Genomic DNA, 13,011 nt, shown 5'->3' with positions numbered 1-13,011 from the left:
AATGGATATAGATTTAAAAAATATTAACATGTCTGATATCAAGGATCAGATTACAAAATTAGCTGATAAAAAAACTCTTATAAAAATAGGAATAATCTTTGGTGCAATTGTTTTTTTCTTAATAATTTATTACGCAATTTTAAATCCAATGGTTGAGTCTAGAAAAGCTAAATTGGACGACATGAATTTGAAAATACAAGAAACTGCAAAATTTACTTCTGAAATTTATTCAATGAGAGCAAGAATTAAAAAACTTAAGCCTGATTATGAAAAATACTCTAGCTTGTTTCATTCTAAAGCTGAAGTAGAGGGTCTTTATCAAACATTAAGTGAATACGCCGGACAAAATGATCTAGTAATCACTAGAATTGAAAAAAAGGTAATTCAAGAAGTATTAAAAGCACAAGCCTTAGCCCAAGCAGACGGTAAAAAAACGAAAAAAAAGAAAAACAACCAAGTTAAAAATGTTGCAAATATTGCCTATTATTTGATCCCTGTTGATTTTGAAATTGATGGTAATTTTATTGGTTACATAAAATTTAAAAGAGCTCTATCGCTTTCTAACAAAATGTTAAACTTTGACAAAGAGTCTATTCAGGTGGTAAAAGGGAATACAACTGGAGCGATAAAAGTAAAAGGTACGTTAACAATAGTGGGGTTACCAAATGAATTTTTTTAAAATAATCATTATTTCAGTGTTTTTTATGTTGCTATCAAAAGTTTCCATGGCTGATAGTCATGATAAAGAGCAAAACATTATTGATAAAGCTAAAGAGATAAATAAAAAGATCAAAGAAAAACAGGCAAATTCACAATCGAATATTTCATCAGAAATTAAAGATGAAGAGCCTCTTCCATTAAACGATCCTTTTGCTGGAGATAGTTCATTAACTGGTGGTAATACAATTTTATCAAGTAATCCAGAAGAGGCACAAAATGAAATGAGCTTATATAAGTTTAAATTAGTTGGGATAATGACCTCTGCAAATGATGATGGGTTCGTATCTTTAATTAATTCAAGTGGAAATATAATTACTTTAGCTAGGTTTGAAGAATTAAGCCCTGGAGTAAAATTAGTTGGATTAAATAATAGAGAAGCAGTTTTTGAAAAAAATGAAAACTCTCTCTTAGTGATAAATTTTAATAATAAAATTACAGAAAGAACAAAATAATTATGAAATTTAAAAACAAAATATTATTTTTAATTTTACCTTTTTTATTTATTTTTTTAACAGGTTGTGCTGAAAAATTTGCTAAAAACACTGGTTCTTTTAAACACGACACCCCACTAATAAAAACTGATATCAAGAAAACTGGAAAACTAGAGGTTGAAAAAAGTGTAGAAATGGGACCAACTCCTGCTGAAGGTGATGTCATAAAGCTTAAAAAAAGAAAACAAATATCATCTGTTAAAGAGAGAAATTATTTATTAATTTCGGAAGATTTCAAATCTTTAAAACAAAATGTTTCTTTTAAATTTCAAGCTTTAGATTTTAAAGAAGCAATGAAATTAATGTCTGAAGTTGGTCAAATTAATATTTTAGTAGGTGACGATGTGGCAGGATCAATAAGTGCAGAGTTAGATAATGTTCCATGGGATAAAGCATTTAATGCATTATTAGATTTAAAAAATTATGCAGCAGACATAGATGTAGCAAGTAATATTATTAGAGTTTCAACTCCTGCTAATCTAACGTCACAAGAAGGTTATAAATCAGCGAGAGCTTCAGCAGTTAAGAAAAAAGTTGAATTAGAAGATTCAGTAGAACCAATTATTTCAGAAATTTTTAGACTTTATTATATAACCCCATCAGAAGCTAAAGCCACAATCACAGAATTATTTACATCTGTTGGAACGAATGGGAATTTTATACCAATACAAGTAACGGAAGAAGCAACCACAAGATCAATTATTGTTAGAGGTAAAGAGAAAGATTTAGATATCGTTGATAAAGTTATTCGAGAAATTGATAAAAGAACAAAACAAGTTTTAATAGAAGCTTTTATAGTTGAAGCTACTTCAACATTTGAGCAAAGTTTAGGAAAAAGACTTGGAGCTGCTTACACAAGAAAAAGTTTAAGAATGGGTGGTACACAAGGAGGTAGCAGTGTAGGAGCTGCATCAGGAACAGGGGCTGCATTATCTGATTCAACAGGTGCTTTTACAAGCGGTGCTGGAACAGATAATTTAGTAAATTTTGGGTCAGCTGCTGCAACAAGTGGAATTGGAATATTGAAAAAAACAGGTTCTGCTGTTTTAAAACTTGAACTTGATTTTTTAGAAGCTCAAGGCTTATCAAAAACAGTATCTAATCCAAAATTATTTACATTAGATAATCAACAAGCAAGTATTAATCAGGGTGAAACAATTTATATTGATGGTGGAGAAGGGGAAGATAAACCAGTTGATGCATCATTAAAACTGATAGTTACTCCTAATATCATAGGTGATGGAAACGTTATGCTTTCAATTCAAGTAAACAATGATACTCCAAATAGAGCAAATGCAGCATCAGTAGGTGTAAATAAAATGGAGATAAATACAAAATTATTAGTAGCTGATGGGGATATAGTTGTAATTGGTGGTATTAAAAAAAATAACGTAGCGAATAATAGACAAGGTGTTCCAGGAACGTCAAAAGTACCAATTCTAGGAAAAGTACTTAGTGGAAAATCAAATTCTGATACAATGAACGAGTTATTGGTATTTATCGCTCCAAGAATTTTATAATGTTTAAAATAAGTAGAGAGAGTGAAATTAATTTAGTTAATGTCTTAATTGATAATGACATTATTTCTGGAAAAGATTTAATAGATATTAAAAAAGTAAGCACTGAAAACAATAAATCTCAAATTGATGCAATATTTGAATTAAAGCTTACTGATGAAAAAAAAATAATTGATTTATTAATTAAAGAACAAAATCTAGAAATAATTGATCTAAAGTCAGTTGAAATTACTGAAGAAGTAAAAACAGTTTTACCATCAAACTATATTAAGATGAATTTTGTAGCACCATTTAAAATTGATGGAAAAACTTTACACATGGCAATCCCAGATAGTTCAAAATTGGGATTGATGCGAAATTTAAAAGCTATTACAAAAAAAAACATAGAACTTCATGCTGCAAAAATAGGTGATATTTCTGAATATATTGAAAGATTATCAAGTGAAACAGATGAAGTAACTATTGCGTCAATTCGAAATGAGAATAGGAGAAAAACAAAAACTTTTGAAACAGATTTAGGAGATGCAGGGGAAGTTTTAGACAATAAACCAGAAGAAGATATTGAAGCAATTGAAAATGAGTCAGAGGTAATCAAATTTAGTACAGCGGTGGTAGCAGATGCAATTAAAATGGGTGTTAGTGATATTCATATAGAGCCTTACCGATTTAGTTCAAGAGTAAGATATCGATTAGACGGTATGCTTCAAGAACAAGAAACCTATAGACAGTTTCTGCATGACAATTACGGGGCAGTAGTTACTCGATTTAAAATTATGGGTAAATTAGATATTGCAGAAAGAAGATTACCACAAGATGGAGCTATTAATTTTAAAATTGGTAATAAAGTAGTTGACTTACGTTTATCAATTTTACCTACTGCAAATAATGAGAGAATTGTTATGCGTATTCTTAACAAAGACGCGGGAGATATTACCCTTGAACAATTAAATTTTGAAAAGCAAGATTTAGAAAGTCTAAGAAAAGGAATTCACGGTAGTCAGGGATTAATTTTGGTAACTGGACCAACAGGATCTGGGAAATCAACAACGTTATATAGTATTTTAAAAGAAGTAAGTAAGCCCCATTTAAATATTTTAACAGCTGAAGATCCTGTGGAATATGAATTAGATGGTGTAGGACAAGTACAAATTAAAGATGATATCGGTTTTACCTTTGCTAAAGCTTTAAGATCTTTTTTAAGACAAGACCCTGAAATTATTCTAGTTGGTGAGATGAGGGATAAAGAAACAGTTGATATCGGATTAAAGGCTGCCCTTACAGGTCACTTAGTATTTAGTACTCTACACACTAATGACGCTCCAAGTACTATTACTAGATTACAAAACATGGGAACGCCAGATTATTTAATAAGTGCTGCCTGCCAACTTGTTGTAGCCCAAAGACTAGCTAGAAAAAATTGTAAAGATTGTAGAGTGCCTGATGATGATGTTAATCCTAAGGTTCTTAAAGATATGGGGTTTAGTGATGAAGACGCTTCAAAAGTAAAAGCCATCAAAGGTAAAGGTTGTGCAAAATGTAGTGACTCAGGATACAAAGGTCGACAAGGTATTTATGAAATCTTAGTGGTCTCAAAACCAATTAAAGAAGCTATTTTAAAACAAGCAACCACTCCTGAATTAAGAGAAATAGCTATTAAGGAAGGATTTAGAACGATGCAAGATATGGGTAGAAGAATGATTGCATCTGGTGAGCTTAATTTTAGAGAGTATGAGAGAATTCTTTCAAGCGAATAAAAATGGAAGCTTTTACTTATAAAGGAATATCCGAAGGTAAATATGTAGAAGGAGATATTGAGGCAATCAACCTTGATGAAGCTTCTCATTTATTAAAAGAAAAAAAAGTAATAATCACCAACATAATTAAGTCTAAGAAAAAAAAAGGTGAAGCAAAAAAAAAATCAGGTGGCTCATCTCTTTTTGGTAAAAAAAAAGTTAAAGTAGAAGAAATTCTTATATTCTCAAAGCAATTTGCAACCATGGTTAAGGCGGGCTTACCTATTTTGCAGGTTTTAATAATGTTAAGGGACCAATTAGAAAGTCCTGCTCTTAAAGACATTATAGAAGATATTAGAAAAAGTTTAGAAGGGGGTGTGAACCTATCAAAATGTTTTGAAAAATATCCTCAATATTTTGATAATATTTATGTCAACTTGATTAAAGCTGGTGAAGCAAGTGGTAAGCTAGATGTATTTTTACTTAAAATAGTAGATTCATTAGAGAAAAAAGAAAAGATTAAGAAAAAAATTAAGGGAGCTTTAATGTATCCAGCGATCATGTTTACGGTAGCGATTACTGTAAGTGCTTTTATGTTGATTAAAGTAGTTCCAGTATTTGCAAAAATGTACGATGGAATGGGCTTAGAATTACCCGCTGCAACAGCAACCATCATGGCAATGAGTGATTTTTTAAGTGGTACAGGTGGAAAAGTAATTCTGTTTGGTGGAATAGGTGGATATTTCGGGTTTAATTTTATTGTAAAAAGAAATGCTGCAATTCGTTTTAGATGGCATAAACAAATTTTAAAATTACCTATTTTTGGAGATATGATCTTAAAATCTCTACTGGCAAGAATTGCATTGATTTTAGGTAATTTAAGTGCTGCTGGTGTAAATTTATTAGAGAGTTTAGAAATTGCAAAATCAGTTAGTAATAATGATGTGATAACGGATGCACTAGAGAGTGTAAAAAAAGGTGTGTTCTCTGGTGATACCTTAACAAAACTTTTTTTAAAAGAACCACTCTTCCCACCAACTTTTAGTCAATTAATTTCTGTTGGAGAACAAACAGGTCAATTAGATGAAATGTTTAATTCAGTATCTGCTTATTATGAAGAAGAATTTGATACTACAGTCGATAACATGTCTGCTTTAATTGAACCTATCATGATTGTTTTCATGGGAGTAATGATTGGTGGTTTAATGATAGCCATGTACTCACCAATATTTAATGTGGGTGCTTTAATTAACTAATTTTTTAATTTTTTAGTTAAAACTAAATTATTAATCCAGGGTTCTTTTCCTGGTTCAAAATTAATTGAATCCATAATTTGTTGAATGAAAAATGTTCCTAGTCCACCTGGTTTAATATCATCGATCGCTCTATGTTTAACTTTGCTTTTTTCTACTGGTTTGCCTTTATCAAAGAAAGAAATCTCTAGAACATCATCATTACAAGATATTCTTACAACCATTTTATCTTGAGTGTCAGGCATATCTTTATATGCATGTTTAACTATATTTTGCGCAGCTTCAGCAATCGCTAAAACTAACTCTTCTCTTAAATCTTCATCAATTTTAAATTTTTCAAAAACATCTCTAGAAAAAGCTCTGACATCTTTCAAACTTGCTGAGCTAACTAAAAAATCTTTTTTTTCTGAATGACTAAAGTTTTCTAAACTCATAATTTATTTACTCCAAATTTAAAATTTGTTCTAACTTTGCCATCATGATTACTTTTAAAACAGATTTACTCACATCTTTAATGACAAGCTTGGTTCCCTTCTCAAGGGCTTTTTGATGACTTTCTATTAAAACTGAAATACCAGAAGAATCCATGTATTGAACATTACTTAGATTTAAAGCAACATTTTTACCAGAGTCGATAACAGGAAAGATAACTCCCTTAACTTCATCCGTTTTATCCATGTCTATTTCACCATCTAAAAATATGGTGCTTATATTGTCTTCTTCTGTAATTTTGTATGTCATAAAAACTTTCTTGCCATTGCTAGAACTTTTTCAACAGGTTGACTAACCTCTTTAAGTTCAACTTTAGTATTTTTCTCTCGAGCTCTTTGATTGCTTTCTATAATTATCGATATACCAGAAGAGTCCATGTAGGGTACATCTTTTAAATTTAAATGAACTTCTTTTCCAGCATCAATTAAAGGAAAAACAATTTCTCTTACCTCATCTGCAACATCCATATCTATTTCTCCAGTAAGAAAAACAGTGCTTACATTTTCATTATCTGTAACTTTATATTTCATATTTTATTTACTATTTATAGCTATTAACAAAAATAAGAAACAAGTAAACCCAATATGGTCAATTATCTTTGATTATTATTTAATATAATAAGATTTTTAGTTTACATCATCAATAATTATAATAAATTTAATAATAATAACTAATAACAGAGGAAATTATGAAAAATAATAAAGGTTTTACACTTATTGAATTGCTAGTTGTTGTAGCAATTATAGGTATTTTAGCTGCGGTAGGTGTTGTTGCTTACAATGGTTACACTAAGAGTGCAAAAATTAATGCTTCTAAATCAAACCAAGGGGCAGTAACAAAATATTTAGCTGCTGAAATTCAAAAATGTAACATGGGTACTGAGTCTACTGCAATGAGTGGAAATTTAACATGTTCAGGCAGAACAGAAGCTTTAATCATGAGTGGTGCTGTTGCTGCACTAGCAGATTTTAAAAACACATACACGCCAGTTTGTAAAGGAGTAACAGACGGTAGTACTGTGCCAACGGCTTCAGATGGTAGTACAACATGTCTAGCATTAGGAAAAGGTGTTACAACAATAACAGGGGATGGTGCTGGAACTATTACCGTTTCAACACAGTATGGTGACGACGCAACTGCTGACGTACTAACTAATGCTGTTGCAATAGAATAATCATCTCGATTGCAAGAAACAAAAAAAATAAAAATTATAAGCTCACTAGGGTTTTCCCTGGTTGAGCTTGTAGTTGTGGTAGCAATAATTGGTATTTTAGCTTCTGTAGGAGTTATTACTTACAGCGGTTATATTTCAGGCACTAAAGAAAAATCTGCAAAAAATGTGATGCTACAAATATCACTAGCTCAAACAGAAGAATATTCAAATAGTGGAAGTTATTACACGCAGGACGATGATAGCTGTACACCTTCTTCATCAACATCTAATGATATTGAAACAATTTTATTTGGTGGAGGAGATCAAATTGGTAAAGACATGGGTTATGAAATTTGTGTTGCAAGCATAGGTTCTTCAAATTTTAATATAATTGCTAAAGAAATCGATGGAGCTTGCCAATTAATCCTTAGTCGTAACGGCAATTTTACTAGAGGCGATGATTGCTAAAAAAATTAGCTAACCACCCATAATGGATAGTTTTACAGTTTCAAATTAAATATTCTTGTATAAATAAATATTGTGAAAAAAATTATTTTAATATTCTTGCTTATACCGTTATTAAGTAATTGTGGTCCATATTCTGCAGCACTTGGGCCAAGCTTGACTCTAGTAAACTCTGGAAGTATTTTACAAGCTTCAGCATCTTATGCTGGCTCTTCAGCAATGAAAAAATTTAATAAAGATTATATCAATGAATTAAATGTAGAAAAAATTTGTCCAACGGTCCATTCTAGTGAGTTAAATGAAATTTTTTTTGAAACTATAGATCATATGGATTGTTATTTTGATCCAATGAGTATTCATAGATAATATATAAATTATTCAAGAAATATAGGAATTTGAGCTCATCTTAATCAAAAGGCCTCATTTTGGGCGATTGACGAATTTTAAAATGAATTGATACGTGATAGCTTTGACTTATAATTAACAATAGGAAAAACTATGTTCAAAAAATATATACTATTTATAGGTTTCGTTTTATTTTCAACCAATTTATTTGCAGCTCAAACTCAAATTGCTCAAGTAAATGGAATGATGTGTATTAAATGCCAAAAAATGGTAACTAAAGCACTTCAAGCAGCTAGCCCATCTGCTACTGTTAAAGTTTCATGGCCAGAAGGTGTTGCGGTATCATCTTACCCTGATAAATCTGATTTATCTAATGAAGATTATAAAAAAGCAATCCTTGGAACCGGCTTTGAAGTTATTAAAGTGGTGAGTGTTGATAAGATTATTACTGATGCTGGTGAAGCTAGAAAATTAGTAGATTAATTAAAATAAAATTATGACTGCAGCTGATACTCAGATATTGCTCAATAAGCTGCAGTCCAACATAAATCAATTAGAGCTTACTAATAAGGGAGCTTTAAGTGCATTAGAATTTCGCTTAGATGCAATCTTACAAGCAAATTTAGATACCTTTTGGCTTTTAATTTGTGCAATCCTTGTTTTTTTAATGCAGGCAGGCTTTATGTGTTTAGAGACTGGTTTGTCTCGGAACAAGAACAGTATTAACGTTGCCCTTAAAAATGTTTCAGACTTTGGAATATCTGTTGTAGTTTTTTGGGCGTTTGGTTTCGCATTAATGTATGGAACCAGTGTATCAGGACTGTTTGGTACCAAATTTTTTTTCTTCACCACTAAGGTTGCTGGCTATCAAACATATTTTGTCTTCCAAGCAATGTTTGTTGCAACAGCTGCAACTATTATCTCAGGTGCAGTTGCAGAAAGATTAAAGTTTTTCTCATATATAATTATTACATTATTAGTTTCTGGCCTCTTTTATCCAATTGTAGGTCACTGGTCTTGGGCATTTAATTTTGAAAATCCTGCTGAAAAATTTGGTTGGTTAGGTCAATTAGGATATTTAGATTTTGCAGGTGCATCCGTTGTACACTCTGTAGGAGGATGGATTGCTTTATCAGTATTACTGGTAGTTGGTAACCGTACTGGAAGATTTAGAGAAGATGATAAAAAAAAATCTTTTCAAGGAAGTAATACACCAATGGCAGCTTTAGGTGCTTTAATTTTGTGGTTTGGTTGGTTTGGATTTAATGGAGGTGCTAATGGTGCAATGGATTTAAAAATTCCATTAATTTTAATTAATACTTTTTTATCAGCATCCTTTGGACTTATTTTCTCAAGTGTTATGGGTATCATTGTTTTAAAAAAACCAGAGCCATTATTTATGATCACGGGTCCCCTTGCTGGACTAGTTTCAATAACTGCTTCTTGTGCTTATGTTGATCCCACTCATGCAATTATAATAGGAAGTATTGGTGGAATTATTTCAGGCTCAACAATTGTATTACTTGAAAAAATTAAAATTGATGATGTGGTTAGTGCAATACCAGTTCACTTAGCATGTGGAATTTGGGGAACTATTGCAGTTGCTTTGTTTGCAAATTTTGAATTGATGGGTGTTGAAAAAACAAGATTAGAACAAATATATATTCAACTAATTGGCATAAGTTCAATTGGTGCTTTTTGTTTCATTGGTTCTTATTTAATATTAAAAACTATTAATTCATTTTTCCCTCTAAGAGTAAGTAAAATTCATGAAGAACTTGGTTTAAATATTTCAGAACACAATGCATCAACGGACACGCACGAATTACTTGAGGTATTAACTAATCAAGCAAAATCAGACAATTATTCAAGCCGCGCACCACAAGATCCTTTTACTGAAAGTGGAATTATTGGCACGCAATATAATGTCATAATGAACAAATTGGAACAAAGTGAAAAGCAAAAAAACAAATGGAAGAATAGAGTTTCTAAAGAAATTAAACTTGCAATGAATGTTCAGCAACGATTAATGCCAAAAAGAGATATAGAAAACTATCCAATATTTGGATTAAATATTCCTGCAAGAGAAATCTCGGGAGATTTTTATGATTTTTACCTTCATGATGATGAGGTGTATTTCACCCTATCTGATGTTTCAGGAAAAGGGGTGAATGCAGGAATGGTTATGGCAAAAGCTATTACTTTATTTAAGATCTTCGCTAAGCAAAAATTTAAGCCTAACGAAATTTTATTAGAGATGAATAATGATTTGAAAGAAACTAATCCTGTTGGTACCTTTATTACTTCAATTGTTGGAAGATATAATTTGAAAACAGATTTAGTTGAAATTGCAAATGCAGGACATCAGCCAACTTTATTAAAAGTGGGTAAAGATTTTAAAGAATATCCTTCAAGCTCAATGCCTTTGGCAGTCATTAAGCATAAAGATGAAAGTGTTTATCAATTAGAAAGCTTTAAATTAAATGGTGGACGAATTTACTGTTTTACTGATGGATTTTCAGAATGTATGGATGAAAATAAACAAGAAATAGGAATTGATGGTGTAAAAGAATTAATCCTAAAACACACAAACTCTTCATTACAAAAAGAATTAACAAGTGCGACAGAAGAAATTCGTTTAAAAAGTTTAAAAAAAGAAATTGTGGAAGATGGCGTTAAAAAAGATAATGATATTCTTGATGATGATTTAACAATTATTGCAATTGGTAAATAAGAAATTATACCAATCGGTATTCATAAATAACACATAAGTTATTAAAGAAATTTTAAGATTTATTATTAATTTATCTAATTAATCACATTTATAAAGATTACTATAACTTTATTTTTGAGGGTTTATCTTATCATATTTACAACTGACCAAAATGGGTTGACAAATGATCAAAATGGGTGGAACTATGCATAAATTTTTAAATTAAATTAATGGAAATAGTAACCAACATCGCTCCAATCGCTCTAGCTATTATTATGCTTGGACTAGGAGCTTCTTTAACAGTAGATGACTTTTTAAGAGTTGCAAAAAACCCTAAAGATTTTTTTATTGGTTTTATTTGTCAGTTAATTGTTTTACCAATCGTTGCCTATCTACTTATCATTACCTTAGGTGTGCCGATTGAAATGGCCTTAGGAGTAATGCTAATTGCAGCTGCTCCAGGGGGTGTAACCTCCAATGTTCTTACAAAATTTGCAGAGGGTGATGTAGCGCTATCAATATCACTGACAGCAGTTATGAGCTTATTAAGTATAGTAACAGTGCCATTCATTGTGATCAATTCAATTAATCTGTTTGATATCACCTATGTTGAGAGAGAAATAACAATGGTATCCATTTCTTTAAAAATGTTTTTTGTAGTTACGGTTCCAGTAATAATTGGAATGACTATCAGGCATTTTACTGGTGACCTTGTCATAAAAAATTTGAAGTTTATTCAAAGATTTTCTATTGCATTATTTTTACTTGTTTTTGCTGCAATATATATTGAAGAGTGGGATAAAATTGTAAGCTTTTTAACTCGAGCAGGTTTAATAGCCTTAATATTAAATGTAACTATGATGGTGATAGGATTTTATGTTGCTAAATTTTTTGCATCAGGGACACCTCAACAAAGAGCTATCTCTTTAGAATGTGGTTTGCAAAATGGAACCCTAGCAGTTTTTGTTGCTACTCAATTATTTGATAATATTATTTATATGGTACCCACAGCTGCCTATGCATTAGTAATGATGGCAACCTCCGTAATCTTTGTTTTTATTTTAAGAAAATCTAATTAGTGTTTATTATTTTAATCTGATTAAAAACCTTATACAAAAATTTACCCAAAGCTTTCATATTTTTATCTTGTAATTTAGTGAGCACTTTAAATTGTTTAGTTTGTGTCCCCATAGCAAAGTTATAAAGTTTTTTTTCACTAATATTTAAAAATTTGTTTTCGATTAAAAATTGTAATTTTCTTACAACGGTAGCCCTTGGAATTCCCGTAATATCAGCTATAGAAAATGCGTTAATACCAATGTGATTAGATTTTTGAACTTCTTTAAAATATTTTTGTCTATCTAAATTCTTGTCTTTGAAACCCCTATTTTGAACAGTATTAATCATTACAATTAATCCCACACATATTGTTTCTAAATCCTGAGTTTTAGTATCTGTTTTCCAACGGTTAGAAAATATGAATAAAAATTTGTAAAATTGATACCAACAAAAAGAAAAATTTTCTTTAATTAAATTTGAAATTTGATCTGTGTTTAAAGGTTCTTTAATTATTTTTTTATCTTTTAAAATTTCACTAAACGTAGAAACCAAACTACTAAAATCTTTTAAAGTTATATTAGCTTTTGTTTGTATAAAGCCAGGTCTTTCAACAAAGATCTTTTTTCCTGCTCTTTTAATAATACCTTTTTTCTCTAATTCAGATATTTTTCTTCTTACATTTTCCTTAGGTATAAGAAGGTCTCTTGCAATATCTGAAATATTAATATTTGGAATTTCTAGTGTTTTATCCTTATAAAACGTATCATAATCAACCATTAGTCCATTTTTTCTATAGTGAATAAAGTCTTTATTAATCAGATAAATTAAAATTATATACTTATCGATACCTTTAAAATTTTTATAAGCATTAATAAACCAATGAGTTACCAACGAATAATATGAGGGTGCTAACTGACTAAAATTTTCATTAATAATTTTGAAGATTTGTTCTTCATTAGTTTTATTTGTAATTTTAATCATGATTTCTATTAAAGTCTTACAAGTTGTTTTTTCCACCCATTTTGATCAGTTGTCAACACGACATGTGAGAAAACTCTAAAATGATATTA

The 13,011-nt window shown here is 30.4% G+C and carries 15 protein-coding genes; 11 read left to right on the top strand and 4 right to left on the bottom strand.

Annotated elements, in window-relative coordinates; genetic code table 11:
* Position 1 precedes the first annotated feature (1 nt).
* Genes AC5SL9_RS05310 through AC5SL9_RS05290 form a run of 5 tightly spaced genes read left to right on the top strand, consistent with a single transcriptional unit; the run spans position 2 to position 5,717 of the window.
* On the top strand, positions 2 to 679 hold the full coding sequence (locus AC5SL9_RS05310) for a hypothetical protein (RefSeq protein ID WP_006997846.1): 678 nt from the start codon (positions 2 to 4) through the stop codon (positions 677 to 679).
* Complete coding sequence (locus AC5SL9_RS05305; protein ID WP_006997847.1) at positions 666 to 1,172, top strand: hypothetical protein; 507 nt, start codon at positions 666 to 668, stop codon at positions 1,170 to 1,172. Before AC5SL9_RS05310 ends, AC5SL9_RS05305 begins: the two co-directional genes overlap by 14 nt.
* A gap of 2 nt (positions 1,173 to 1,174) precedes the next feature.
* The gene (locus tag AC5SL9_RS05300; RefSeq protein WP_006997848.1) at positions 1,175 to 2,731 is read left to right on the top strand and encodes a secretin GspD/PilQ domain-containing protein; all 1,557 of its coding nucleotides are present in this window, start codon (positions 1,175 to 1,177) and stop codon (positions 2,729 to 2,731) included.
* On the top strand, positions 2,731 to 4,482 hold the full coding sequence (locus AC5SL9_RS05295; RefSeq protein ID WP_006997849.1) for a GspE/PulE family protein: 1,752 nt from the start codon (positions 2,731 to 2,733) through the stop codon (positions 4,480 to 4,482). Before AC5SL9_RS05300 ends, AC5SL9_RS05295 begins: the two co-directional genes overlap by 1 nt.
* A gap of 2 nt (positions 4,483 to 4,484) precedes the next feature.
* Positions 4,485 to 5,717 carry a type II secretion system F family protein gene (locus tag AC5SL9_RS05290; RefSeq protein ID WP_006997850.1) on the top strand — a complete coding sequence of 411 codons (1,233 nt, stop codon included), beginning with the start codon at positions 4,485 to 4,487 and terminating at the stop codon, positions 5,715 to 5,717.
* On the opposite strand, the gene AC5SL9_RS05285 is transcribed toward AC5SL9_RS05290, so the two are convergent.
* Genes AC5SL9_RS05285 through AC5SL9_RS05275 form a run of 3 tightly spaced genes read right to left on the bottom strand, consistent with a single transcriptional unit; the run spans position 5,714 to position 6,736 of the window.
* Positions 5,714 to 6,148: an ATP-binding protein gene (locus tag AC5SL9_RS05285; protein ID WP_006997851.1), complete on the bottom strand. Its 435-nt coding sequence runs from the start codon at positions 6,146 to 6,148 to the stop codon at positions 5,714 to 5,716. The genes AC5SL9_RS05290 and AC5SL9_RS05285 overlap by 4 nt on opposite strands.
* 7 nt (positions 6,149 to 6,155) lie before the next feature.
* Positions 6,156 to 6,455: an STAS domain-containing protein gene (locus AC5SL9_RS05280; RefSeq protein ID WP_006997852.1), complete on the bottom strand. Its 300-nt coding sequence runs from the start codon at positions 6,453 to 6,455 to the stop codon at positions 6,156 to 6,158.
* Positions 6,452 to 6,736, bottom strand: coding sequence for an STAS domain-containing protein (locus tag AC5SL9_RS05275; RefSeq protein ID WP_006997853.1), 285 nt, complete (start codon positions 6,734 to 6,736; stop codon positions 6,452 to 6,454). Before AC5SL9_RS05275 ends, AC5SL9_RS05280 begins: the two co-directional genes overlap by 4 nt.
* A 158-nt stretch (positions 6,737 to 6,894) precedes the next feature.
* Here AC5SL9_RS05275 and AC5SL9_RS05270 point away from each other — a divergent pair, with 158 nt between their 5' ends.
* From AC5SL9_RS05270 to AC5SL9_RS05245, 6 genes are all read left to right on the top strand, one after another.
* On the top strand, positions 6,895 to 7,380 hold the full coding sequence (locus AC5SL9_RS05270) for a prepilin-type N-terminal cleavage/methylation domain-containing protein (protein ID WP_006997854.1): 486 nt from the start codon (positions 6,895 to 6,897) through the stop codon (positions 7,378 to 7,380).
* A gap of 9 nt (positions 7,381 to 7,389) precedes the next feature.
* On the top strand, positions 7,390 to 7,827 hold the full coding sequence (locus tag AC5SL9_RS05265) for a type IV pilin protein (RefSeq protein ID WP_494573922.1): 438 nt from the start codon (positions 7,390 to 7,392) through the stop codon (positions 7,825 to 7,827).
* A gap of 72 nt (positions 7,828 to 7,899) precedes the next feature.
* Positions 7,900 to 8,190, top strand: a complete 291-nt coding sequence (locus AC5SL9_RS05260) for a hypothetical protein (RefSeq protein ID WP_006997856.1) — start codon at positions 7,900 to 7,902, stop codon at positions 8,188 to 8,190.
* Between the two features lie 132 nt (positions 8,191 to 8,322).
* On the top strand, positions 8,323 to 8,652 hold the full coding sequence (locus AC5SL9_RS05255; RefSeq protein ID WP_006997857.1) for a heavy-metal-associated domain-containing protein: 330 nt from the start codon (positions 8,323 to 8,325) through the stop codon (positions 8,650 to 8,652).
* Positions 8,653 to 8,665: 13 nt separating this feature from the next.
* Positions 8,666 to 10,903, top strand: a complete 2,238-nt coding sequence (amt, locus tag AC5SL9_RS05250) for an ammonium transporter (protein ID WP_494573921.1) — start codon at positions 8,666 to 8,668, stop codon at positions 10,901 to 10,903.
* A gap of 209 nt (positions 10,904 to 11,112) precedes the next feature.
* A complete protein-coding gene (locus AC5SL9_RS05245; RefSeq protein ID WP_006997859.1) occupies positions 11,113 to 11,961 on the top strand; it encodes a bile acid:sodium symporter family protein in 849 nt (282 codons plus the stop codon).
* On the opposite strand, the gene AC5SL9_RS05240 is transcribed toward AC5SL9_RS05245, so the two are convergent.
* The gene (locus tag AC5SL9_RS05240) at positions 11,954 to 12,922 is read right to left on the bottom strand and encodes a MarR family transcriptional regulator (RefSeq protein WP_494573920.1); all 969 of its coding nucleotides are present in this window, start codon (positions 12,920 to 12,922) and stop codon (positions 11,954 to 11,956) included. The genes AC5SL9_RS05245 and AC5SL9_RS05240 overlap by 8 nt on opposite strands.
* Positions 12,923 to 13,011 lie beyond the last annotated feature (89 nt).

It is taken from the genome of Candidatus Pelagibacter sp. PS_37 (genome assembly GCF_059417825.1).
This window is presented reverse-complemented; position numbering and strand designations above follow the sequence as displayed.

Coding starts and splice junctions, on each gene's coding strand:
- AC5SL9_RS05310 (WP_006997846.1), top strand. CDS start 2: ATGGATATAGATTTAAAAAATATTAACATGTCTGATATCAAGGATCAG.
- AC5SL9_RS05305 (WP_006997847.1), top strand. CDS start 666: ATGAATTTTTTTAAAATAATCATTATTTCAGTGTTTTTTATGTTGCTA.
- AC5SL9_RS05300 (WP_006997848.1), top strand. CDS start 1,175: ATGAAATTTAAAAACAAAATATTATTTTTAATTTTACCTTTTTTATTT.
- AC5SL9_RS05295 (WP_006997849.1), top strand. CDS start 2,731: ATGTTTAAAATAAGTAGAGAGAGTGAAATTAATTTAGTTAATGTCTTA.
- AC5SL9_RS05290 (WP_006997850.1), top strand. CDS start 4,485: ATGGAAGCTTTTACTTATAAAGGAATATCCGAAGGTAAATATGTAGAA.
- AC5SL9_RS05285 (WP_006997851.1), bottom strand. CDS start 6,148: ATGAGTTTAGAAAACTTTAGTCATTCAGAAAAAAAAGATTTTTTAGTT.
- AC5SL9_RS05280 (WP_006997852.1), bottom strand. CDS start 6,455: ATGACATACAAAATTACAGAAGAAGACAATATAAGCACCATATTTTTA.
- AC5SL9_RS05275 (WP_006997853.1), bottom strand. CDS start 6,736: ATGAAATATAAAGTTACAGATAATGAAAATGTAAGCACTGTTTTTCTT.
- AC5SL9_RS05270 (WP_006997854.1), top strand. CDS start 6,895: ATGAAAAATAATAAAGGTTTTACACTTATTGAATTGCTAGTTGTTGTA.
- AC5SL9_RS05255 (WP_006997857.1), top strand. CDS start 8,323: ATGTTCAAAAAATATATACTATTTATAGGTTTCGTTTTATTTTCAACC.
- amt (WP_494573921.1), top strand. CDS start 8,666: ATGACTGCAGCTGATACTCAGATATTGCTCAATAAGCTGCAGTCCAAC.
- AC5SL9_RS05245 (WP_006997859.1), top strand. CDS start 11,113: ATGGAAATAGTAACCAACATCGCTCCAATCGCTCTAGCTATTATTATG.
- AC5SL9_RS05240 (WP_494573920.1), bottom strand. CDS start 12,922: ATGATTAAAATTACAAATAAAACTAATGAAGAACAAATCTTCAAAATT.